At 46.6% G+C, this 24740-nt stretch carries 12 protein-coding genes; 5 read left to right on the top strand and 7 right to left on the bottom strand.

Translation table 11 applies throughout. The features are described from left to right. The first annotated feature begins 22 nt into the window (after nucleotides 1-22). Nucleotides 23-355 (top strand): DUF4383 domain-containing protein, encoded by a 333-nt coding sequence (locus tag ACI7RC_RS03980; protein WP_408106931.1) that lies wholly within the window; start codon nucleotides 23-25, stop codon nucleotides 353-355. A gap of 37 nt (nucleotides 356-392) precedes the next feature. On the opposite strand, the gene ACI7RC_RS03975 is transcribed toward ACI7RC_RS03980, so the two are convergent. Genes ACI7RC_RS03975 through ACI7RC_RS03965 form a run of 3 tightly spaced genes read right to left on the bottom strand, consistent with a single transcriptional unit; the run spans nucleotide 393 to nucleotide 4724 of the window. After that, entirely contained in the window at nucleotides 393-794 is a 402-nt protein-coding gene (locus ACI7RC_RS03975; RefSeq protein WP_408106930.1) for a carboxymuconolactone decarboxylase family protein, read from the bottom strand. Between the two features lie 24 nt (nucleotides 795-818). Next, nucleotides 819-2441, bottom strand: a complete 1623-nt coding sequence (locus ACI7RC_RS03970; RefSeq protein ID WP_408106929.1) for a thiamine pyrophosphate-binding protein — start codon at nucleotides 2439-2441, stop codon at nucleotides 819-821. 18 nt (nucleotides 2442-2459) lie between these two features. Continuing rightward, on the bottom strand, nucleotides 2460-4724 hold the full coding sequence (locus tag ACI7RC_RS03965) for an EAL domain-containing protein (protein ID WP_408106928.1): 2265 nt from the start codon (nucleotides 4722-4724) through the stop codon (nucleotides 2460-2462). A gap of 531 nt (nucleotides 4725-5255) precedes the next feature. Here ACI7RC_RS03965 and ACI7RC_RS03960 point away from each other — a divergent pair. From ACI7RC_RS03960 to ACI7RC_RS03950, 3 genes are all read left to right on the top strand, one after another. Then, nucleotides 5256-7031: a hypothetical protein gene (locus tag ACI7RC_RS03960; protein WP_408106927.1), complete on the top strand. Its 1776-nt coding sequence runs from the start codon at nucleotides 5256-5258 to the stop codon at nucleotides 7029-7031. A 300-nt stretch (nucleotides 7032-7331) separates the two neighbouring features. Continuing rightward, nucleotides 7332-8195, top strand: a complete 864-nt coding sequence (locus ACI7RC_RS03955) for a tyrosine-type recombinase/integrase (RefSeq protein WP_408106926.1) — start codon at nucleotides 7332-7334, stop codon at nucleotides 8193-8195. A gap of 60 nt (nucleotides 8196-8255) precedes the next feature. Continuing rightward, on the top strand, nucleotides 8256-9062 hold the full coding sequence (locus ACI7RC_RS03950; protein WP_408107043.1) for a hypothetical protein: 807 nt from the start codon (nucleotides 8256-8258) through the stop codon (nucleotides 9060-9062). Nucleotides 9063-11127: 2065 nt separating this feature from the next. Here ACI7RC_RS03950 and ACI7RC_RS03945 read toward each other — a convergent pair. From ACI7RC_RS03945 to ACI7RC_RS03935, 3 genes are all read right to left on the bottom strand, one after another. Continuing rightward, nucleotides 11128-13701 (bottom strand): Ig-like domain-containing domain, encoded by a 2574-nt coding sequence (locus tag ACI7RC_RS03945; protein ID WP_408106925.1) that lies wholly within the window; start codon nucleotides 13699-13701, stop codon nucleotides 11128-11130. A gap of 210 nt (nucleotides 13702-13911) precedes the next feature. Beyond that, entirely contained in the window at nucleotides 13912-17370 is a 3459-nt protein-coding gene (locus tag ACI7RC_RS03940; RefSeq protein WP_408106924.1) for an S-layer homology domain-containing protein, read from the bottom strand. 397 nt (nucleotides 17371-17767) lie between these two features. Next, nucleotides 17768-18907 (bottom strand): TolC family protein, encoded by a 1140-nt coding sequence (locus tag ACI7RC_RS03935; protein WP_408106923.1) that lies wholly within the window; start codon nucleotides 18905-18907, stop codon nucleotides 17768-17770. Between the two features lie 317 nt (nucleotides 18908-19224). On the opposite strand from ACI7RC_RS03935, the gene ACI7RC_RS03930 reads away from it, so the two are divergent. Next, nucleotides 19225-19887: a YigZ family protein gene (locus ACI7RC_RS03930; protein ID WP_408106922.1), complete on the top strand. Its 663-nt coding sequence runs from the start codon at nucleotides 19225-19227 to the stop codon at nucleotides 19885-19887. Between the two features lie 47 nt (nucleotides 19888-19934). On the opposite strand, the gene ACI7RC_RS03925 is transcribed toward ACI7RC_RS03930, so the two are convergent. Then, the gene (locus tag ACI7RC_RS03925) at nucleotides 19935-24545 is read right to left on the bottom strand and encodes an S-layer homology domain-containing protein (RefSeq protein WP_408106921.1); all 4611 of its coding nucleotides are present in this window, start codon (nucleotides 24543-24545) and stop codon (nucleotides 19935-19937) included. Between the last annotated feature and the right edge of the window lie 195 nt (nucleotides 24546-24740).

Genomic DNA, 24740 nt, shown 5'->3' with positions numbered 1-24740 from the left:
ATCGGAGAGAGGAGGTGTTACAATGCCAGTGCAGACGTTTTCGAAGGTCTTTGGAGCGTTATTCTTACTGGTAGGGATTTTAGGCTTCTTCGTCTCAAATGTATCCGGGGTTCTCCAGTTTGATCCGATTCTTGACATCATTTACATCATAACTGGACTATGGGGGTTATACGCTGGCAGGGAGTCCGCTTCTGCGGGGCTGTTTGCAAAAGTAATCGGCGTATTTTACCTCTTGATCGGCATCCTCGGCTTCATCGTCCCAGGCATGTTTGGACTGTTTCACGTTTTGGCTCTGAACAATGTGATCCACCTGATCATCGGCGCCTGGGCAGCTTATCTGGGATACAAAAAATAAGGGAGAGGTTCGCCTCTCCCTTAGCTTTTTCTCTTTTTCACGACACGGTGATCTCCCGCTGCTGAAACACTTCCTTTACCACATTCAAGGCCCCGCAGGCTTTGGGAAAGCCGGCATAGCCGCCGCAGTGCAGCACGATCTCCAGAATCTCCTCCGGCGTCATCCCGACGTTCAGCGCAGCGTGGACGTGAAAAGGCAGCTGCTCTGTGGCTCCTTGCGTGATCAGCGAGGTCAGCGTGATCATCTCCCTCTGCTTCAAGTCGAGGACCGGCCGGGAATACAGATCGCCAAATCCGAAAGCGACGAGCGTGTGGCCAAAGTCGGGAAAAAACGAGCGGATATCCGCAATCGTCTTCGCCCCCTCTTCCCCGACCATTTTGATCAGCGTGTCTATCCCCTGCTGGTAACGCTCCGCATTTGTCATTTTGTCATGACTCATCTTCCATTCACCTCTGCGAAAAATTTATCCCCGCTTCATCGTCGGCGGAATTTCATACGGATCGACCATGACCTCGATCACGGCCACCTGTTCAAGCTGCAGCGCCTCTGCTATCGCTGCCCGCAGCTCCTCTTCCCTCGTACAGCGGAAGGAGGCGGCTCCCATGGATTCCGCGAACTTCGCAGCATGGAGCGGCGTCTGGTACGTCGTTCCGATACCGCGCCCCAAGTGTGCTGCCATGCCTTTATCCACCATGTCCAAGCTAGCGTTGTTCAGGACGACGAATATCACCGGAGCGTTGTGGTTGACAGCCGTCGATACCTCCGTCCCGGTCATGAACATGCAGCCATCCCCGGTAAGACACACGAATCTCTTGTCCGGCGCCCCCAATTTCGCCCCTATCGTATATCCGATCGCTCTTCCCATCGAAGCGAACACTTCTTCAAAGAAAAACGTTCCCGGCTCTTCGATATCGAAGTATTTGATCGCGTAAAAGGAGTGGCTGCCGGCATCGCCAAATACGACTGTGTCTCCCGGCAGTTCTGAGCGGAGCACCTCCATCACCTGCCTGCCGGTCAGATACTCGCCAGCGTCAACGGGTTCCTCCGGCTCCTCCGGTTTGGAAAAATCTATCTTTGCTTCCAAATGACTGGTTTTATTTAGAATCGCCCGCAAATTCTCCCGAATATTCCCCAACACCGGCAAAGTCGGCACCGGAATCGCTTTGCCGATAAAATCCGGATTGTGGTCAAAATGAATGATCTGCTGCGGATACATCGCCGGGGTAAAACCGGCCAATTCCAGATCGCACAGCTGGCTCCCCACGACGACCATCACGTCTACCCCTTGAAGCAGGTAGTCTTCCGTAGCCTGATTGCCGCCCAGACCGAACGGCCCGAGTGAAAGAGGATGTCGGGAAACAAAGCTTCCTTTGCCGCTCGGGGTCGTAATGACAGGAATGTTCCAGCGGCTGGCGAACGCCTCCAGCTCCTGATACGCCGCAAAGCCGTGCACTCCTCCTCCTACGAACAGCGCAGGGCGTTTGGCTGTGCCGAGCAGTTCGATCACCTGGTCGAGATGGGCAGAGATCATAGCGGGGTAGTCGATTGGCAGCGGCAGGTCAAACGGACGGATTTCTTCCATCAAGACATCGAGCGGCACAGACAGGTGCACCGGCCCGCGCACACCGGTGAAAGCCTGTTCGATCGCGTGGTGCAGATACGTTTCCAACAGGTCGCCGCGATCGATGCGGGCACTGAATTTGGTTACCTCTTCAAACATCTTCACCAGGTCGTTGCCAAACTGGGTACTGTCCTGGCCAAGCACTTTGCCGATCTCTTTGATCGGCGGCTGCCCGGTGAGAAACAGTACCGGCAAATAAGTAGCCATCGCTTGTCCCGCCGCCGTAAGCAAATTGATTCCGCCCGGGCCTGCCGTTCCCAGCGCCACCCCCAACGTTTTGCTGCTTTGTGCGTACCCGGCCGCTTCAAATCCCGCACCGCCTTCATGTTTGCTGAGCACGTAGGTGATGCCCTGCCGATCCATTTCCAGGATGAGCGGAGTGACGGGCTTTCCGGGAATCCCGAACACGTGGGTAACCCCCCACTTGACGAGATGATGGACGAATACATTTGCGACTGTTTGCATAAATGCCCCCCCATAGCATTAATATTTATCTTTAATGAGACGCTGCAACTGTTCAAAATTGCCTTCGATGTCTTCTGCAGTTATCGGTTCGCTAAAATAGTACCCCTGTACTTCATTGCACTTGTGAATCTGCAGGAAGCGCAGCTGATCCTTTCGTTCGACCCCCTCAGCGATCACTTCCAAGCCCATATTGTGGGCCATCGCGATGATCGTCTCGACAATGTCGGAGTCGTTGGAGTCGGTCGTAATGTCGCGGACAAAGGATTGGTCGATCTTGAGACGGTCGATGGAGAATTTTTTCAAATAATTCAACGAGCTGTACCCTGTACCGAAGTCATCGATGCTGATCTGCACGCCGAGATCATGCAGCCCTTTTAATGTAGGAATGGTGTGCTCCACATCCATCGTCATCGTCTCGGTAATCTCCAATTCCAGGTAGCGCGGATGAAGTCCGACCTCTTCCAAGACCTCTTTGACCGTATCGACGAGATGCTCCCGGGAAAACTGCTGTGATGACAGATTGACACTCATGCGCATGGGAGGCAGTCCCTTCTCCTGCCACAGTTTATTCTGCTGGCAAGCCGTGCGCAGCACCCATTGATCCAGCTGGATGATTAAACCGGTCTCTTCCGCCAGCGGGATAAATTTATGCGGCGGAACCAGCCCCATCACCGGATGCTGCCAACGGATCAAAGCTTCTACCCCTTTTATCCCACCGGTTTTAATATCCACCTGCGGCTGGTAATAGAGCTTCAGTTCGCCATTCTCCAAGGCTTTTCGCAAGGAGGTTTCCATGACGATTTTCTCGTGCGACTTGGTCCGCATATTGGACGAGTAGACGATATACTGGTTTTTGCCCAGGTGCTTGGCTCTATACATGGCGGTATCGGCATGGACCATCAATGTCTCAATATCCCAGCCGTCATTGGGATAGATGGCGATACCGATACTAGCGGTGATGTGAAATTCGTATCCGTTCATGTTGAAAGGCGTACTGAAAAGATCCAGGATTTTTTCCACCCGCTGCTTGATATGCTGCTCGTCCATGATGTCGGGGAGGAGAAACATAAATTCGTCCCCGCCCATCCGGGCTACGATCTCATCTGACTCCAGGCACCCTTTTAACCTGTCTGCTACCTGCTTCAACAGCAAGTCTCCATTGGAATGGCCCAATGTGTCGTTGACCAGCTTAAAGCGGTCCAAATCCAGGTACATAATCGCCACTTTTCCTCTATGAATTCCCTGTCTCGTCTGCTCCAGGATGGTCGTTACCTGTTTTTTATAGTATCTGCGGTTGGGCAGCTTGGTCAGATCGTCATGGTTGGCCAAGTAGTTGTACCTTTCTTCCGCTTCAAAACGTTCTGTTATATTTCGAAATTGCCCAAATGCTCCAATGAGATGTTTGGATTCGTCATAAATGGGGAAAGCATCAAATAGACAGACGATACGAGTATCCTTGTCTTTTTGCTCAAAACTGATCTGGATGTCTTCATATTTTTTTCCGTGCAAAATGACATCGTTTATGTAGTGGTCCATGGGAGACAAGCACAGAACCGACCTTCCCAACGCCAGTTCTTTCGACAGACCGGTAAAAGATTGAGCCGTCCGGTTAAACCCGGTGATCCTTCCCTCCTTATCGGTGATGATAATCCCATTGGTGGCGTTTTCCATCATGATCTGATTCATAATGTTCAATTGCCGGTTTTGCTTGCGAAGCAGCAGTTCTCTTTCAATCGAGTCGACTGTGATGGACAGCATGGTAACCATCAGGGGATTTTGGTATTCGACAGCGGTCATGATAATGATGCTGCCTAAAAGATCGCCGATGTCCGTATAATGAAACGCCACGGCATAGCAGGCAATCTGATGCAGGCATTCGTGGTAGTGATCGGCGCCGATCACCTGTATTGGCAAGCCGCTGTGTTTGAGCGAAAGACTGACGACATTGGTACCCATCGACTGTTCGGTAAATTGCACGCCCGGCTTGATGCCCAACTGATTGATGGTGTTTTTGATGGTCTCGTCGCCCATCATGTGGAGGATAAACCCTTTTTCATCCGATACGGACAGCAGGAGCGGCGTGCCTTTCAAGGAATCCAGCACCTTCTGGCTGAAAAACTGCACCACAGAAAGAATCTCTTCATACTCCCCCCTTTTGTCTTCCAGCTCCTTTGGGGTCATCTTCATTTTTGGATAAGGAATCTCCTTGGGATCCATCCCCGCCTTTCTACAATATAATTTCGATTCCGCAATGTAGTCCGGTTCTCGCTGAACTGACAGCATGACACCACCCCTCTTTCGTCCTTCATCATAGGGGAAATTAGTTCCAATTAACCTATTATACCTTTTATTGTCATACTTTTTCCACATATTTGGCAACTTGATAGAGCAAGGATGCGGAGAAAACCTCCATTTTGGACTGCTTCTTCAGAATCATGCCGATATCTTTTTCCCCCGGGACAAAAAAGGCCCTTGGCTGCATGCAGTCAAGGGCAAAATCATGAAACGAACGACTATTATTAGTATCGGTTGTATAGGTCTTTGTACTTAGGAGAAAAGTCGTTTTTTCGAGATAAATGCTTTATGTGTGCAACGCTTGCCAGTCTACAGAAACTCTACTCTCTACCCCTCGCCTTTTTTGACTTGATCATTTCGATTCAAGTATATCCCGTTGTGCTGACACCTAATGAAAAACAAATGAAATCCATTCCTTTGGAATACTCGCTTCTACCTTGTAATTTTTTCCATTTATTAGGATAAAATATCATCCATATTCCTTTTTTCTACCAATGGTGATGCAACACTGTCAGGTAAATGCCTTGGAAAAACAAGCAGTTTGCAATCGTCGGACGATTTGTAATTCTAGTAAAGGTTTGTGCTATTACCCTTACAAGCGTAGAGGTAACTCTGGATGCTGCTGTTAAAGATGTGAAAGCTGCTGATTTCCAAGTTGCCCTCGGCGATGAGGCTGTAGCGGTAAAGAGTGTGACACTGAAGGAAGGCACACAATCTACCTATGTGCTGAATATTGATTCCCTTGATGGAAAACTTGGTACTTTAAAAGTGAACGGTGTTGAGTCCGCTCAATTTGACTTCTCCGCAGCAGCTCTTGATGCGGCTATTGCTGCTGTAAAAGCTGCAAATGCTGCTTCTATTATTGATGCTCTTCAAAGACCGGTATTGGGTCTGACTGGTATTGATTCGGAGCTGGCTGGCGACTATGTTACGGAGATTGCTAAAAGCTTTGTTGATACACGCTCCCTGCTCCAAGCAGCGGTTGACCGCGTAAATACTGCAGCAACTGCAGATCTGCAAGCAAAAATTGATGCAGTGAAGAACGCAAAAGGTCAAACCGAACTGCTGGATGCTCTCACTGCATTGGGCATTGACCGTCAGATCAACTCTCTTGCTTATCAATATTTCGTTGCAATTTCCAAGAATCCTTCCAGTACAAAAGCTGGCATTCAAGGCACTATTGACACTGTGAACCTGAATGAAGTAAACAAACTGGTTGTTGACGCTGAAACAAAAGTAACCGACGCGGCAGTTGCAACCGCAAATGCGTTGTTGGGTAATTTTACTGGCGCTGAACTGAACGATGAAGGCGAAGATGTAGCGAAAGATGCCTTTACCGCACGACTGGCAGTTGTATCTGCTATTGTAGATGTAAATGATACCGTTAGCGCAACTACTGATGAAGACGACCTTCTTGGAGCATTGGGTGCTGCGGATCTGGGCCTGGAAGATAGCGTTATCGCTGCAAACAAGGGTGCCTACAAAGCTGCCGTTGAAGCCAAGGTTGCTGATGATGCCGGATTCCGCTTTACAACGGTTGCCCAAATCCAAGCATTTGTCAATGACATCAACGCGAAAGCTGCTGCTGACCAGATCACAGCCGTTAACGACGCAGCAACCGAGGAAGATTTCCTGGACGCCCTGCAAAAGGTGAATGGCTTGACTGGTGTAAACGCAGCTAACTCTGCTGTCTATTTTGAAGTGGGCAAAGACGTAACCTTCAAAAATGTAGACGATCTTCAAAAGTTTGTTACTGACGCAAATGCGAAAGCAGCTGAAAAAGCGTTGGTCGACGGCATTAACAATGCTACAAAAGAAACCATCAACGCTGCAATCAACGCATTTGTAGCAGTTTATGAAAACGAAGCTTACATCAATGTGGGTAAAAACAATCGCCCTGAAGTAGTTTCTACGTTCTGGGTTAACCACGGAGAGGGCAGAAGCGAAGCCTTCAAGACTCACGAAGAAGTATCCGCTGCTTTGACCGCTGCTGTAAATGAATACCAAGGGTACTTGAATGCAATTAATGCTTCTACTTCTGTTTCTCAGCTTCGTGCAGCATTCAATGTGATGATCGATGATCTGGAAGCTGCATATGGTGATGAGATTACATCAAAAGTTGTGGAATTGAGCTCTACAGAAATTTATAACAACGGCTCTCTCACAATTGCGGCAGCGACAGAAATCTACGAAGCATTGGCAGCTCTTCGCTCCGACAATGATCCGAAGAACGACAATTTTGCTACCATTGCTGAAGCTTTTGCACCTGCGGCAAGCCTGGTTGAAGGTCCTTAATCAAACCTCGAACCAAAGGAAAGACCCTAATTTGTCTTGGACCTATTGGGTCTTTCCTGCTTATAAAAACTTCTAAGTACAAACTTCAACAAAGATATGTATTTCGACATCTTTGACGACAAACATCAAGCTACATTTTGTTTGTCGTCTTTTTTATTTGGGTTTCACTTCTTGTAAGGATTAGAGGTACTGGCATTCTTCAAGTCAGTGTGGTATAGAATCATGCATGATGGTTAGGCTGATTAGAAAGGGAAAAGCTTACCAGTACTTGTTTATTTACGTAGAAGGTGGAAGATTTGTATGCTGCTGATTACTGCGGTTCAAAGCTTTATCGACTATTTGTCCTCCATCGATCGAAGTGAGGAAACGATTACCGGTTACCGAAAAGACCTACAACTTTTTATCCGTTTTCTTGAAAATAAATATAATTGTCAACCTTACCTTGACGAAATTACAACAAGTGATATAGAAGAGTATCTTACCTACCTGAAGGAAACACGGCGTTACGCTCCAGCAAGCAGAGTCCGCAGTCTTCATACGTTCCGTTCCTTTTTCGCCTATGCTTTAAAAAAGGAGCTGGTTGTACGGAACGTAGCGTTGAATGTCGAAAGAATCAAGATTCAACAGAAAGAACGAATCTATCTTTCTGAGGAAGAAGTAGAGTTATTGGTATCTGCTATCGAGCATGAACTGATTTGTTTGGTTGTATGGGTGTTATACTTGACTGGCTTGAGAATATCGGAGTGCCTGAACCTTACCGTGGATGATGTCAATATTCAACAAAAAGTGATTCATGTGGTTGCAGGAAAAGGGAATAAGGATCGACTCATCCCGATATCGAACAAATTGCTTCCACTGTTGCGGGGCTATCTTGAGCACAAACGTCCCCACACAGATTCTAAGCTGTTTTTTTGTACGAAGAAAACAGGAAAACTGTCGCCGGTATATGTCAATAGAGGCATTGCAGATGCCGTAAAAAAACTCGGGTGGAAAAAAAGAATCACCGCCCATGTCCTCCGGCACAGCTTCGCCAGCCAGCTCGTCAAGAATGATGTCAACTTGGTGCAAATTCAGAAATTGCTTGGACACTCCTCTCTTAATGTTACCAGTATTTATACCCACACCAATCTGGAACAACTGAGTGAGGCAATCAATACCCTATGATTCACTTTTTCTATAGTAAACCATTAGCTTATACCGAAGTTCGTTGGGAGTTGTTGCATGATGAAACTGATTGCCGATAAAAAGCCAATCTACGATGACCGGGTAAACGACATACTCCGCGGGCTGGTAGATGGACTTACTAGAGAAGAATTGGCAGAGAGAATGGGATACAAAAACTACAAAACTCTGGACATCTACATGCGGCGAAAAAACTTTAAATGGGATCGGGAAAAGCTAACCTATGTGCCGGCATATGGCCGATTCGAAAAACAGGAGTTTGACACCGCTCCACTCGGCTCATCCAAAGTCGCGACGGTAATCTCGTTATTTCAAAAGGAAGGATCCGATGCCAAGACCATTGCAAAGCGGATGGGATTTGCAGACCATCGTGAATTGGCCGCTTATATGAAAACAAAAGGGTACAGGTGGTCGTCCGAATTAGGGAATTATCAGAAGGTGTATGGTGAACTTCCAGGCGAGAATATGGATACTTACGTTGGGGGCCAAGAAGAAGGAAATGAGTCAACGGCGCCAACTCCCGTTTCAAGTACCCGAGCAGGGCCTGCATCCGGATCTGAGGACCTGGAACGGTTCTTGCCTCTGTTGGAAATGCTGGAACGAAACCGAGACCGATTGGTCGATCTGATTGTACCGGGCTCTACAAGCGGAAGAGTGCCGCGATACGCTGTCCCCGGTGTCTTTATTACCAAATCTGTACATATGGCCAACACGCTCGATCAGTTAGTCCGGGAATACAGTAAAGAAAAAAATATTAGTCAACGAGATATTTTTACTGTTGCTCTGATTGAGTTCTTTTGCAGATACGGTTATGAGCGAGAAGTTGAATTGTTATTAGGAAGGATGTAGCCACATCGAATTAAACACGTCCTGGAGTGCAAAAATCCACAAGGGTATTCCTCCCTACGACACGCTTATTTTTGCACGCTATAACGGCGCTGTGTCCAATCTGGGACACAGGGCTGTTTGTTTTTGCGAATGTCTTCTCGATCATCTACCCTCGGAATCATATACTTTTCACATATTCCGAGTGGGTCAAGTACCTATTCTTATTTTCCTTTCCGTTTAATACCGGTAATTATAAGGCCCCAATTTTGAATTAACGCCTGGTGAATACTAGGATGGGGTTCGATGGCAAAGTTACTATTCTTCCCTTGTAAAATCAATCCCGTTAAGCTTGGCAATTCTGTAATATGAGCTGGAAACTCTGTAAATGGATTATTTGATGAATACAACCCCGTTAATGCTGGAAGATAACTAACGTCTAGTTCCGATAATTGTTTTCCTCAACATGAAGGGATTTCAGATTTTCTGAACCTTTTACTTCAAGGGATATAAATTGATTGTTGGTTAAGATAATCGACTCTAGCGCTGGCTGATCCGAGAGATCAAGTTCAGACTGTTGATTATTCTTTGCTTCGAATATGACAAAGTTGGACAAGCCTTGCATACTAATTTGGCTCAATCGATTATTATTTCCTTTAAAGATCCCCAAATCGGACATAGGGGTTAATTCAATTGTGTATAATCATTGTCCGAAATGCTTAAAAGGTCAACTTAGTTAACTTTGTCGTGTCAAGTGAAGAGAATTCATTGTCATCAATATACAACTCAAGCGGATTCTCCGTACCCGTAAAATCCAAGTCTATCAAGCGATTACCACGCAAATCGAGATATTGCAAGTAGTCCAGTTTCTGTACGTTAACGGTTTCCAACTGGTTTTGATCCAGAAATAAGTTCACCAACCATTTTAATCTCAATTGACTCGTATCAAAGGTGGTCAGATCATTCCCCCTAAGTGAAATTGTATAGACATCCGAACCATTCAAGATTTGAATACCGTCTCAGGTCTCTGATTCCAAGGTTATCTAAATCAAGGTATGCATTTTCCCAACTGGTATCGGATTTTGAATAATCAATCACGATTTGATTATATAATCGTCTGTATCCTTTCCGAGCCATCTTGCAATCCCTTGAGCCAAAGCTGGGTCTAGAAACTGTTCACTAATTTTTACGCTATTCTCGACTTAAACCCTACATTCCGAAGAGCAAACGATGTAGTATTGTTCGCTTGTATGAATTGCAATTTTCCACACCACGAACTGTAGGCTTTTTCAGTGAGCTTATGTAGAGTTTTACAGTGAGTTCAGGGGGAGTGGTTACCAAAGTGGAACTTACGTTCCATTTACAAAAAAGAAAAAAAGACCAAGAGGATTACCAATACCGAAGTATCAGCAATCCTCATTGGTCTTTTGAGAAACTACAACGCCCATTGTAAGTCCTCGTATCCTCTTATCCGCTGACTGGGTTCCTTCGTTCCGGCCAGTTTTCCCCTCCCCGCCTGTGTTGCCACTACGGGTACGAACGGCAAGCCATCCTCACTACTACGAACCCGCCGCCATCTTACCAGCCTCTCTGGTGCTAACCCACCTCTTCCGATAAGACTTCAAACGTTCCACCTTGTCTATCCCTTGTTTTGCTGACCTTAGGTCTCCACTATACAATACGAGAAAAACAGGTTTAACAGCCTGAAATGTTCCCGTTTCGTCTGTACGATCTCGCGTACACCGGCTGTTGCCAAACCCCTAGCGCTTCTTACCTGACAACAGCTACCTCGTATTGGGTCAACATGGATTCGTCGCCTGACCATAGTTAGCTTTTAAGGAGCCCCGCCTTGCTATTACGCAAGTACGACTTCACCTGACTTCACGCCGTTGGTTGATTAGGACCGCTGGCGCGCAGGAGGATTAGGCACGCGATTGCTTGGCTGTTATCACGGATTGGGTTTGCACCAATCGATTTGACAAGACAGTTAGAGAAAAGCCCCCCTGGACGTAGCAGGGTATGCTTGCCTGGGGGCTTTCTCCACTTCTTTCACTCAGGTGAGTTTATGAAGTAGACGTTTCGTGATTTATTAAGGAGTTTCGTTAACATACTTCACTTGCAGTTTTTCTACACTAATAATGTTTCCTTCCTCATCAAACCAAGCGACTTTCAGATCATTTGTATTCCCATCTTCTTGTGCCGGGAAGAAGTAGAAGAAACCATCTTGATATCCCGCCTCAGATTCAAAGGATACATTATTGAAAGTTTTTGAATTTGTTCCTTTTACTTCAAGATCAGCGCTTGTGGCTCCGGATGGGCCTTCAATATATGCTCCTACCCACTTGGCTGCATAAGGAGCTCCGCCTTTCTCCTCTGTTAATTTAGAGAAGTCATGAGAAATAGTTAATACTCCGTCTACATAATCTCCTGTTACTGGACCATCTTCAGCATCTACTGTATGGACTTCTGCATTTGTTACGTTACCAGAAGCTGATAAGTCAGCAAGTTTTGCAGAAACATTAACCTGACTGTCTAATTCGATGGTATATTCTTTACTATCGAGATCCACTGTAATTTCACTAAATACTAGGGTGGTATTTCCAAGTGCAACAACTTTCACTTCGGATGTTCCATCAGGAGCACTTGCTACAACTGCACCGTTGTCAGAGTTAAAAGTGAAATCTACAATTTTAGCATCTCCCCGTACTTTTCCACCGAAAGTGATCTCGAATGTATCGGACAGTTGTTTTGTAATATCTAAGTCTGTAGCAACAATGCTACTTGCTTTTTGATTTACTACTGGTAATTCAGAAGTATCTTTTACAGAGAAAGCATTTTCGAATACTACTAGCGACCCCACTTTAACAGTTACAGTATAGGTTTCGCCTGCTTTAAATTTTGCAGCTTCAATTTTTGTAGAGATAGGAAGTAAATTATCTTGGCCATCTGCGATTTCTGATCCATTTGCATTTAAATATTTACCATCTTTATCTTTAATAGTGAACTTAGCAGTTGAATCAGCATCACCAGTTTTTACTCCGTTGGCATCTACAGGGAACACAGAAAGGGTCATCTCTTTGTTTTTGTTAGTATCCGCTTCGTTTTTATCAAGTTCAGCTTTGAAGCCTTCTAAAACAAAATTGTCAATGTCTCCAGCTGCTGTTACATTCACTGTCAATGTTGTTTTAACAGTGTCGCTCACAGAAATCTCGATAACTGCCGTACCGGATTTTGCACTATCTGCAGGAGAAACCGTTAGTATACCTTCCCCATCCTTTAAAGTCAAAGTATCACCAATAGCTTTTACTAAATCTTTTCCAGACACAACTTTAACTGTTGCTTGTTTTGCAGATGTCAGAACGTTACCGTACTGATCTTTAACAGAAACCTTAACGGCTTTACCTGCTGCTACTTTGTTAGAAATTGAGATTTCTGCATTATCTAGCTCGATAGATGCTGCTTTTGCATTTGCTACTACTTTTAGTTCAATTGTTTTTGTTAATCCACTTGTATAAGTAATTTTTACAGGCACTAAGCCTTCTTTAATCGGAGTGATTTTACCAGTAACTCTATCAACTAATGCTACTGTTTTGTCTAACGACTCAAATGACGGTTTTTCTGTAGAAACTTCATCAAATTGGTCTTTAGCTTCAACTACTACATAGCCAGTTCCTTCTTTGGTTATTGTAAGATTTTGCTTGTAATCTTCATCTTTAAAGTGGTTCTTACCGTCAGTATTGACTGTGTAATTCGTTACTTCTTTTGCCTTAGGAGCTTCACCTTTTATGGTGATGCGATCCGACTTAACGAATGTGCCATCTTCTTTCTTAACTTTTATATAGACAAAAGCAGATACGCCGTTATCTAAAGTAACCGTGCCATTAATTACTTCTGCAGTACTCTCAAATTCAATATCTGATGGTTTCACGTTAGAAGTGATATCAAGGTCGTTTGCATCTAATACTTTGAATTTGATTGCTGTTGGATTACCTGCTTTGACAATTTGAGTTGTGTCAGCAACAACTTTTGCCACATCACCAATTACAAAATCAAAATCAATATTTCCAGCGTCTTTGACTGCTACATTGTAAGTAGTTTTCGATGTCAAAGCATCATAGAAAGTAACTGTCGCTGACTTTTTGTCCTCTGCCAACACTACTTCTTTCACGTATTGTTTCTCAGAAGATTTTTTGTTCAGTACTGTTACATCAGCTTTGTCAAGTTTTTCAACTGCTTTATTAAATGCAACTTTGATTGAAGTATTGTTAATAGCACTTACACTTTCAACCTTCAAATCACCAGGCACTGGCTCAAGATCTTTTCCTGGATCCACCTTGTTACCGGAAACTGCGTCAGTGTATTGTCCGTTGAAGTCCTTCTTTTCAACAGTGCGAAGTGCATTGTTAAGGCCATTCTTATCCAGAATTTCATCCAAGCTTGCGGCCAACTTGCCTTCATCATCAACAAAAACGGCGTTATTGTCAGCATCGTTTAAGTCCTTAATTGCATCCGCTGTTTTGTCAATGAGGCCATCGTTGCTGTAATATTTCATTACATTTCCGCCAACGTAAAGACCGCCGGCAGGAGCTGCAAAAGCAGAAGCTGCCATGCTGCTAATCATAGCAGTAGACAGAAGAGAAACTACTAGCTTCTTGTTTTTCACGTACTATCCCTCCAAAAGTGTGATAGGATTCTGTTTATTTATGGAGTAGGGATACATCTGGGTGTCTGGGCATGGTGTATGTATTCCTAACAACATCAGGTAATTCATTGCATTGTAGGATTTAGCTCAATCATTATGTAAGGTAACCAGAGGGCTTTGCCCTCTGATTACCGCTTAAGCAAATCCTAGTTCAATTCAACTAGAGGGTTATTACTTTTCTGCAGGGAAGTTGCCTTCGTAGGTTTCGGTTTTGCCGTCCTTCGTAACAGTTACAGTGAAGGTATCAAAGTTGCCTTCTACAGTTTTGGTTACTTTAAAGGCTCCATCCGTTACTTCTGCATCGTACTTCTTGCCGCCAAATTCTACTGTTACAGTAGCATCTTCATAACCTTTTTGCAGGTTACCTTTTACACGGTAGGTAGGTGCTCCTGCAATTACAGTAGCTTTAGCTGGAGTTACAGACTTGGCGTCGAGCATTTTGTATTCGCCGGTATCATTTTTCTTGATGTTGTAATCTTTGTTCAATACTTCTTTACCATCTTTGGTAACAATCAGAGTGTACTTGTCATAGTCACCATCGATCGTTTTGCTGAATTCAAAGCTGCCATCGCTGTTTACATCGGCTTCATAGGTTTTGCCGCCGATTTTCACTTCAACAGTAGCCTTTTTGTAATCGCTGGACAGTTGACCTGTGACTGTATACTTGTTGCCATCAACTACACCTTTCGGATCTGCCTTGAGTACATCACCCAGATCAAGGTCTTCCCAGTTCAGGAACTTATTCATGTTGTAGTCGCCTTTGTAGTCGAAGTCGTCTACTTTATCGCCTTTAGCAACGATGACTACATAGTCGATGTAACGGCCGTCAACGTCTGCACTGTCGATAAGAGCTACATAGTCGCCTTCTTCTACGCCGGTATCTGCTTCCAGAGTGTCCATGTTGTAGTAGACAGTGTTGGCAGTGGTGTAGTAGGTTTCCTTCTTGCTGTCTTCAATGGACTTGCTGTTTTTCTCGTACGGATTGTACTCAGGGTAATAGGTGATCTTTCTGCCGTCTACTTCATCGACACGTGCAACGTAGATTTTTTCAACACCTACGCGTGCCCAGTCTTGATCCTTGATACGTGCACTGCCTGGTTTGTAGCCGGTGCTTCCGCCGTCAACAATTACTTTAGCAGTATCGATCTCGTCGTTGCCGTTCAGATCGTAGTAGATAAAGTCGCGGCGTTTGAAGTTGACGGATCCATCCAGGACATAAGTTTTCAGTTTGCCTTCTTTGTCCAGGATTTCTACAGCGTCATCTCCGTCCAGACGGGAGAAGTTGACAACAAATCCGTACAGACCGTCGGATGCGATAGACTTGTCGCCATCGACAACCAGGAAGTAGTCTGCTTCGTTGTTGTTGTTGATGTGCACATATACTTCAAAGTCATCTTTTGCAATTTTGCTGTATTTACCGGTACCAGTGTTTTTCAGCTCAAAACGGTCACCAGTTTTTTCAACAGCACCCTTCATGTCAAAGACAACGTTATCGTCTGGCACTTCATAGTCATGGCCATTGATTCTGATGAGGTTGTCATCTTTGTCAGCAGCCTTGCGCCATTCGTCTTTTTTGATGTGGATCAGATCGCCGTCTGCCACACGAACTTCTCTTACATCACCTTTGGAGTTCAACTCATAAGTGAAGAACAGCGGGTTCTTTTCGTCTGAGCTGATTTTGCCGTCTCCGTTTTTGTCTTTAGCGACTTTGAAGGTATCCAGAATCGCTTGGTGAGACATTTCGTCGCCGTTTTTGTCCAAGATATTCTTCTTGTCTTTTACGGGCAAGGTAACTTTTGTACCTTTTTCGTTCATGACGATGAAGTCGTACTGGTCTTTACCTGCATCGTAGTATACGTCTTTCGTCAGAATAGCACCTTGACGGCGTTCTTTAACAGAAGACGAAGTTTCGATGTGGCGAACACGGCCCGATGGATCCAGGTACAGTTTTACATCGATACCGGACAGAGCCTTGATCTTGTTGATCGGTGTATCTTCGATCGTCTTGTTGTTGTTCTCGGAGTAGGTAGCGTTACGCAGGCGGTAGCGCTTGTCACCGATTTTGATGAAGTAATCGTTTTTCTTATCGCTGTCGCGGTAGTCAACAGAAGATACTTTACCTTCTACGACTGTGCTGTTAGCGATGATGATGCGGCGATCTTTGTTGTGATCGGAGTAGTAGACGCTGTATACATCCATCGGTTTGAGGTCGGACAGTTTCGCCGGCTCGCCGTTGCGGATAACCATGAAGTCGCGGCCTTCTTCGTCCTTTTTCAGGTCGAGAGTGTTGCCTTTCAATGGCTCGATTTTTTGTTTGGAAGCATCTACGGTCTTGATTACTTCAGAACCAAATTTGAATTTGGTGTTTTGCTTAGCAGACAGATCGTCTACTACAGACAGGTAGCTGATCTCACCGTCGTCGTTCAATACGACTTTTGCGCTGTAAGAATCGATATCGTCATCAGACAGTTTCATATCTTTCAACGCATCGATTGCATTGCCGTACACCTTGAAGTTGTAAGCAACTTTTGCATCGCTGGCAAGGCGGTATTTCTTGCCGTTACCCAGCTCGATATCGAAAGAACGCAGTACGGAATCAGTGCTTCCGCTCCAGTCGATGTCTTTGTCAGTTGCCGGGATTTTACCCTTTTGATACAACTGCTCGATCGTAGTGGTGATTACGTCTTGGTCAGTAGAATCTTCCATCCATACGATGGTGTTCTTGCCGCGTTCGTTCTTCATCCAAACTTGTACGCGTTGACCAGCGAAGTCGTTCGGGTTGATTTGGTTAACAACCGTGTACTTGCCGCGGAGCGGAGTGCCGCTTCTGCCGCTGAAGCTGATTTCGTTCGGCTTCAGGTTGCCGAGGTCAGTAACCGGTACGTTGGATACAGTCGGGAGATCCTCGGATTTACGGTTGTCGCTGGAAGCCCATTCCATGTTGTATACATCGATGTTCATGTATTCGTTCAACAGGTTGGTGCCTTTTACCGGTTGGTAACGGATTTCGGAACCGTAAGTAGTTTGCTTCATCAGGTTGATGTCGAGTGCGTTGTCGAGCAGCAAGAAGACATCACCGCGAGTAGCCGGTTTGTTCGGGTCGATGGATACGCCTTTGGATACACCCAGCTCAGCGGATTTCGAGATGAAGTTGTTTGGCCATACGCCGCCTTCTTGAAGAACTGCAGGCTCATAACCAAGAGCGCGGACGATCATGGTTACTGCTTCTGCATAAGTAACGTTGTTTTCCGGTTTGAAAGTTTTGTCCGGATAACCTTTGATCAGTTCACGTCCGGAAGCCACGTTGATCCAGCCAGCATACCAGTCAGAAACTTTGATGTCTTTGAAGTTCGGTTGGAATTTAGCGAGCGGCACACCGTCAGCCAAACCGCGAACGCGTACTACGAGAGTAGCGAACTCAGCGCGAGTGATAGGATTGCCTTCGTTGATTTGACCTTTGTCGTCACCTTTGACGATCTCCAGAGCTTGAAGACGTTTGACGGTCTTGGTCAACTCAGGATTTGTGTCGTTTGCAGCGTCGCTGGTAGCTCCGCCTTCAGCGCCTACAACCATAGGTGCTACAGTAAGTGCGAGTGCACTTGCTAACAAGCTGTTAACAACCTTTTTCATAACCTTAGATTCTCCTCCTCTAGTATAAACTGAGTGTTCTTGGGGAATATTTGTAGCTGTATATTTCTTTTTAAAGCCCGAATCCTGCAAGCGCGTTTCACCTCCCTTCGCAGGATCGCGTAATTCCTAGGTATTAAGGACTAGCAATATGTAGCTATTGATAAAAAAGTACAACAATCAATAGTGTAGCACATATGCTAGAATTCGTGAATTATTTTTTTACACAATTTCCCCGTAATGTGTGTGACATTCTATTAAACGCTTCAACTCGCCAAAAGTTGCGGTGCCTGTGAAAAAAAGTTTTAAAAAATGATGAGAGGCGCTAATCGTTATTATAGGGGAGGGTTTCCCCACTGTCACCTGCGAACTTTTCCCAGCATTCCCTTTTGTTAGCTGCTTAATTGCCTATCGCATTCTGCAGTGTTACAGTCGCCAGATTGAAGTTATGTACCGCTTGCTGGTACTGGTTTTCCCGGTTGGAGAGCTCCTCTTCGGCGCCGATCACCTCAAGGGTAGTCGAAAGCCCGTTTTCAAAACGAAGGTTGGTCAGGCGGTAGTTTTCCGCCGCAGCGTCCCTCGCCTTCTTCAGGGCCTCTATCGACGTTTTCGCCGAGTTCAGGTTGTAGTAGGCCTGCGCTACCTCGATCGAAATGCTGCGCTTGGTCTGCTCGAGATCAATTTTTGCCTTCTCAACGTCGTTCTCAGCCATTTGCCCCTGGTACGTAGCGATAGAGGAGTACTTGCGGATAATGTCTACATTCAACTCAGACAGTTTGATTTGCTCTGTAGCCTGTGTGATCTCCGGCCGTTGTTCCAAAGCCTTGGCAACCGCGTCATTGAGTTCAGGCATTTTTACGTTTGCCTGGGCATCTGTTTTTACCAGCTTCCATTGCTTGTTCAATTCCACTCCGAGAAATTGGTTTAGATTCAGCCGCGCGACTTCGAGGTTGCTTTCGGCAGCACTCGTCGCCGCCTGTGCAGCCGCCAGTGCTGCCTCTGCCTGCAGCACGTCTGTTTTGGCTTTGGTTCCCACGTCAAAAGCCGATTTCGCTACCTTCAGCTGGAGTTCTGCGCGTTCCTGGCTTTGTTTCTTCAATGTGAGGTCTTCCTGCGCATTCAATAAGTCGTAATACGCCTTCTCGGCCCCCAGCTTCACCTTGTTTTCCGCCGATTTGAACATCATCTCGTTGACTTTCTTTTTGGTTTCAGCGGTAGCTGTATTGACGTATTTTGCCTGTGCAGCATCGAGCGTCGTGACAAAATCGGCTCGGAGGTCTCTTCCTTTTGCACTTGCCAGACGCGCGTTGATATCTGCCGTATCGATGTCAATGTGCAGCGTTACGAGATCGTTGTTTGTTTTGAGCGCCTGTTCTACTGCTTTCTGGAGGGTTAACTCCTCAGATTGATCTGATTGCTTGGCTGGTGCAACTGACAGCGCTGCCGTCGAATCGGCGGCCCATACGGATGAGCCGGTCGCCATAACTACAGCTGCCAATGTTAGTGCCATCCACTTTTGTTTGGAATATGGAAGTCCCATTTGTGTCACTCCTTTACGGTGCCAAATCCTTGGTTTCGTTGCCTGATGGCAAGCTTCTGGCCTCCCTTCAAAAAGGAAGGTTGTACCATATTACTATAGCATAGATTCAAAATCATTTCACTGCTCGAAATTTATTCGCCACAAACTTTACATACTCATTACCTGCTCATCTCTATACCTATACCCCCTTTTGCGTTTTCATTACAAACTTTCCCGTATACCATTACGATTTGATGTATCTTTTGATTTCACCCGGGATCACAAAGATTGCATCTGCCAAAAAAACTGGCTATGCTTCTACTTGAGGTGATACACGGATGCTAGCGCATTACAAGACCGTGGCAGGATACGGCGAGGACGAGATCGTGATCGAGCGGTCCCGTTTTATCGGCTACGCACAGCGGGCGACTACAGAGGAAGAAGCGGCGGCCTTTATCGCCGGCATAAAAAAGAAGCACTGGGACGCGACCCACAACTGCTCTGCCTTCGTCATCGGCGAAAACGACCAGATCCAGCGTTCCAGCGACGACGGAGAGCCCAGTGGAACGGCTGGCAAGCCGATTTTGGAGTGCATCAAGAAGAACGGTCTCAAAGATACCGTAGTAGTCGTCACACGTTATTTTGGCGGAATCAAATTGGGAGCAGGTGGGCTAGTACGCGCCTATACGGCGGGTACCGTGGCAGGATTGAAGGCAGCGGGCATCGTCGCCCACATCCTGCACCAGTCGATCGCGGTGACGGTGGACTACCACTGGTGGGGCAAGGTTGAAAACGAGCTTCGTATCGGCCAGCATCGCGTCGTCGATACGGCCTATACGGACCTCGTTACGGTTAGGGTGTTGATTCCGGATGGAGAAGAGGGAGCATTCGAAGAGCGGATCACTGATCTGACGAATGGTCAGGCCCGGATCGAGTTGGGTGAGAAGGAATATGTGGAAGTGCCGTTTGAGGCGGTAGGTGAGGATAAGGAAAATGAATAAAGAGCAATCCCTTCCCGGACAGCGGGAAGGGATTTTTTTGCGCCAGCTTATTGTTTTGGCAGCTTCTTCAGTTGAATCATCATCCGTACCGTGATCGTCGCCATTTCCGCGCGAGTCAGGGGGATCGACGGCTTAAAGCGGTATTGCGGCTTTTTCGCCGTCGGATCGATCGGCTCGCCATTCATGATCTTGGCCTTGCTGACTGCCAATACGGAGTGAAGTGCGTAGTAGTCGATATCCTTGGCGTCCGTATACATCTTGGCAAGCGACTGTTTTGCTGCGTCCGGAGTACCTGTCGTTTTCAGGTTCATCGCGCGGGTGATCATAATCGCCGCCTCTTGCCGGGAAAGCGATTGTTCCGGGCGGAAATAACCGGGTTGCACGCCGCGAACGATGCCGGCACGGGCTGCCGTCTCGATGTACTCGTATTGGTAGTCCCAGGTGTCCTTGTTCGGACGCACGTCCGTGAAAGTAGGTTCCAACGGGTATCGTTTGTTGCTGTCTTCGTATGGACCCGCACTGATCGGCAGGTCGAGCGCCTTTACGAGCATCGTAGCAAACTCGCCGCGGGTGATATTGAGATTGGCGCCAAAAGAGTTGCCTGTTGCATTCGGCATGATTCCTTTGGCAAAGAGCGTCTCCATGTCATTCCGGGCATACGGATGGCGGATAACGTCATCGAAGGTCTCCCTCGTCTTCATCACCATGTAATAACCAAAGCCCTGGAACGGAACAGTGATTGTCTTTTTGCTCGTACTTACTGTTCCCCCGACGTTCTTCCAGCCTCCACCATCGTTGTAGAAGATGGTAAGAATGGTGTTCGCCGCATTGACGATCGACGAATCGTACTTGATCGTCAGCGTTCCCTCTTTGCTTGGTACCAGGTTGTCCTTGTAGCGGCTGGGGAAACGGTCCATATTTACTTCGCGGCCGTTGATGATGCCCTTGTCGTGGAAGTACGGATCTCTTCCTACCGGAGCGTCTACGTCACCAGCGTCAACGTAGTAGAGCGGGCTTGCGTAGTTAAACTCCGTATCCAGGGTCAAGCTCGACTCCATGCGGTTGCCGGAGAGGCTTACCTGTCCCGTCGTCCGGTCAGCGATACCGAAAAACAGCGGCACATCTGTAAAGATGTCCTTGTTCGGATTGCGGACTTCACTGCCTGCACGGTTATCGGAAGGAGACAACAGGACGGTGCCCGATGGGAATTTCAGTTCAAACGCTTTTTCAAATACGCTGAAGCTGGTCTTTTTGCCAAGCACGTCGCGATAGATCGCTCCGTCTACTGCGGCGTTGGCGTTGTAGATCAACACCTGGTCGTTGTACTTGTTATTGCCTACCTGCACGGTAAACTTCACCGTATTCAAGCCGCTTTTCAGCGGAACAGTCGCTTCGAATACATAGTAGGTTTGCGGAACCATCTTGCCCAGATCATCGTCGTATTCGTAATCGGGCTTGGTGGTATTCAGCACGGTCGCTTCTGTCTTCCCGAACAGCACCTTGTCTGCTTTCTCCGCGAAAATCCGAATCGGTACGTTATTGGTGTTGACGATGATATACTGGTCGGTTTCCCTCTCTTTTACAGGCGAGATCACCATCCAGCTTGCAGAGCTCTGCGAAATCGTCACGTCATAGCGGACGACAGAACCCAGATCATCCTGAGCGACGATGGTATAGACTGTATCTCCGCCTTTGTACAAGGTCAGCGGGAACTGCGCCAAGAGCTGCTCCTGATCTTCCGGCAGCGTAACAGCGCGCTGAACTTTATCTACCAGACTCCCGTTCTGGGAACTGCTCATGTCTGCCTTGAAGCTGCCGCTGCGAGACGTCGATGTAAAGTTGCGAGCATCAAAGATTCCCTCAAGGTCACTGTCCACCGAAGCTTCCCTTTTTGTTTTGATGTATTCCTGGCTGTCTTCGATCTCCCAATCACCGTTTTTGTAGCGGTAGTCGATGATCCGCTTGCCGTTTTTCTCGACGTAGACGCGGGTAGCGTTTTTCGCGTCAAAAGAAAAACTGCGCAGGAACGACGCTTCTGTGCGATACGCGATGTCTGTCGTCTTTTTAGTCAGTTCTGTACGATTGTTGTTTTGTTCTACCTCCAGCTTGACATTTTCAACGCTGGGCAGTTTGGAGGTAAAAAACGATACATTGTAGGTAAAGGTTACCTTCGGCTCATCCGTCAGCTCGACCTTGAGCTCGTTGTTGCCTTTTTTAAAGGTCAGCTTTGATTTCGGAAGGCGAAACTCATTTTTTCCATTGGATACATTTACATCACTATCATCAACGGTTATTTCGGTGCCATTTAATTTTACCTTGAAATTCCAGTTGCCGCCCTGTTTTTGCAGCGGATAGTTGTACACTTTCGCGTCCAATTGGCGGATCTCATTCTCATCTTGCAAGGTAAAGCCATCTTCAAAGGCTCTTACGTCACCGAGTTTATCTACATAAGTAAACTGCAGATATGGAGCGATGTGAACATTGACCGGCAAGCTGATTTCTTTCTCGTTCGCTCCACCCTTGTCGTAGTAAATGGTGATCTTCCCTTGGCCTGATGGAAGCTTATTTAGCTGCAGCAGGAATGTTCCGTAATCAGTCTGGCCTGAAACAGCTTGCTCATTGGATATTTCGTAATCAACCCCTGATGTCAGGGCAGTCGTATTGTAATAGACACTGATTTTGGAATTGTCGGGTACGCCGCCTGTGCCCATTTTAAAGGTCTTGACGATGGCCTTGTACGGAGACTCGGAAATGATGTTCTCCGCAGTCGTCGATAACTGCATTCCCGTCAGCGGGTGGGTAACGCTGACAAATCGCGGTTTGCTTTCGTCCGCATAGGTAAATTCGTATTGATAGTTGGCAATTTCTACAGGGTTGTTAACGGTCATGTCCCCGTTGGTATCAGCTGTCAAATAATTGTAGCTCAGTTTTGCCCGGTATGTTTTCCCATCCTCAAGAAAGCCGGTTACATCCGAGTCGATCTTATACAGCGAGAAATTGCTTTGCCCGCTGGTGCCTGCCGTCTGTGTCACCGTAAACGTCTGGCTGTTAGCCGAGTTGCCAACCTCTTGGATCGTCAGTGTAAACTTGTCAAACTCCTGCTGAGTAGGAATCTCGACAAAACGAATCAGCGCCTGACCTGCCAAGGCTAACGTACCTGTCATCGGGCTGCCCGTGCCGGGAACGGAAACAATCCGATCCGGTTTCAGCTCTACTCCTCCCATAGAAACCTGGTAGAACAGATCGGAACCATTGGCAGTAGTGGTCACCACAAGAATTTTCCGTTTAATAACGCCTACCTCTTTGTTGGCATTATAGGCTCGGATCTCCAGTTCATTTTCCCCAAGCTGAGAAGGAAGCCTTAGACTAAATACGCCTGTTCGGCTGGCACTTGTCTTGATGACATCACCTGTACGGGTATTGGTCACTTCAACTGTGTCAGCGTTTCTGGCGTCACCTTCCATATTTAAAGTCAAACGGTTGGCAGATGGAATGGTGATCACCGTCAGCGCGGAATCATTCAGCGGAGTATCTTCCACCTTTAGATTGCTCACAATCGGCGTGTTGTTGTACTGTACGTAAAATTTGTAGATTTCCTTTGTGATGTTGCCTACCTTTTCATAGAAGGCGATCTGATTTAATCCCGGCTGAAGATTGACGTCGTTAAACATGTATCTCGATCCGGTAATGGTAGGCGCCATGCTGCTCAAATCCTGGGTTTGGCCGTTGCTCGTCGTGATCTTCAGCCGCAGGTTGCTGCCGATTACACCAGCGCCAAAATAACCGGTTAACGTGATCTTGGAATCGCCGTAAATGACCGGATCGCTTATGCTTTTCCCTTTATCCCCGAAGCCTTCGACCGTAATCGGGGTTTCGCCGGAAGCGTACTTATAGTATATAGTAGAAATTTCACCAGTATTCACGGCATAGACGACAACCGTGTTGGTGCCCGGATCCAGGTCAATATCCTTCACCTGGAATGTGAGGTTTCCGCTATCCGGGTAATCAAATGGCCCGAACGTCTTTTTCACAATCCCGCCTACTCTGACTTCAAAGCTGGGCTTTTTGTCGCTTGCCCGGCTGTAAACCATGTTTAATTGCGGAATAGTACTGCTATTGGATACGATTGGATCGTTAAAACTGGTACCCTTGCCATCAGCCGGCCGATTCTGAATCTTCAAGTTCACGTCTTCGTAAAAGTCATCGTAGTAAATATAAGACTCGATGTACCGAACGTAAAACTTCCCGATTTCAGATGAGCCTTCCGGTTGGATGGTGACGATCGTTGACTTGCCGTCTTTTCGCAGCGGCAATTCCTTGTCAAGAGTTACGGTATTTCCGACAAATGGAACCGTCGTCACAATGGCGTTGTCCACCTTGACTGTTGCTTTCTTGGTATCGAAAGTGGCATCATTATACTGGAACTTCACATCGTATAAGCGGCTATTCGTTACGAAAATTGGATTGGAATCCGAATTGGGCTTCGTGCCGTCAAACGATTTATAATCACTGTTATTGATATCTATGGTCCAATCACTGTTCGTTTGCGTTGCCGCATCCGCAACTCCAGCCCCAGCCGAGAACAAACTGGAAACCAACAGCATGAACGCCATGACAGCAGCCAGCCACGGCTTAGCTTTAAGCTTTATGCAATGCACTCTATTTCACCTCTCCATATGTATGATCCATGTTTCCGGGAATTTCTCATTGAGATACGCTTTGAAATTCCACCTCCACCCGCGGTACATATTCACTCTTTCTAATCTCTCTATACTATTGTTTATCGGCTAGTTACCCGCCAAATTTTAGGCCAAAACAGAAAAGGAGCCCGCGGAATCGCAGGCCTCTTCGTC

This window comes from Brevibacillus sp. B_LB10_24 (assembly GCF_046036945.1).
Lineage (GTDB): Bacteria > Bacillota > Bacilli > Brevibacillales > Brevibacillaceae > Brevibacillus_C.
This window is presented reverse-complemented; position numbering and strand designations above follow the sequence as displayed.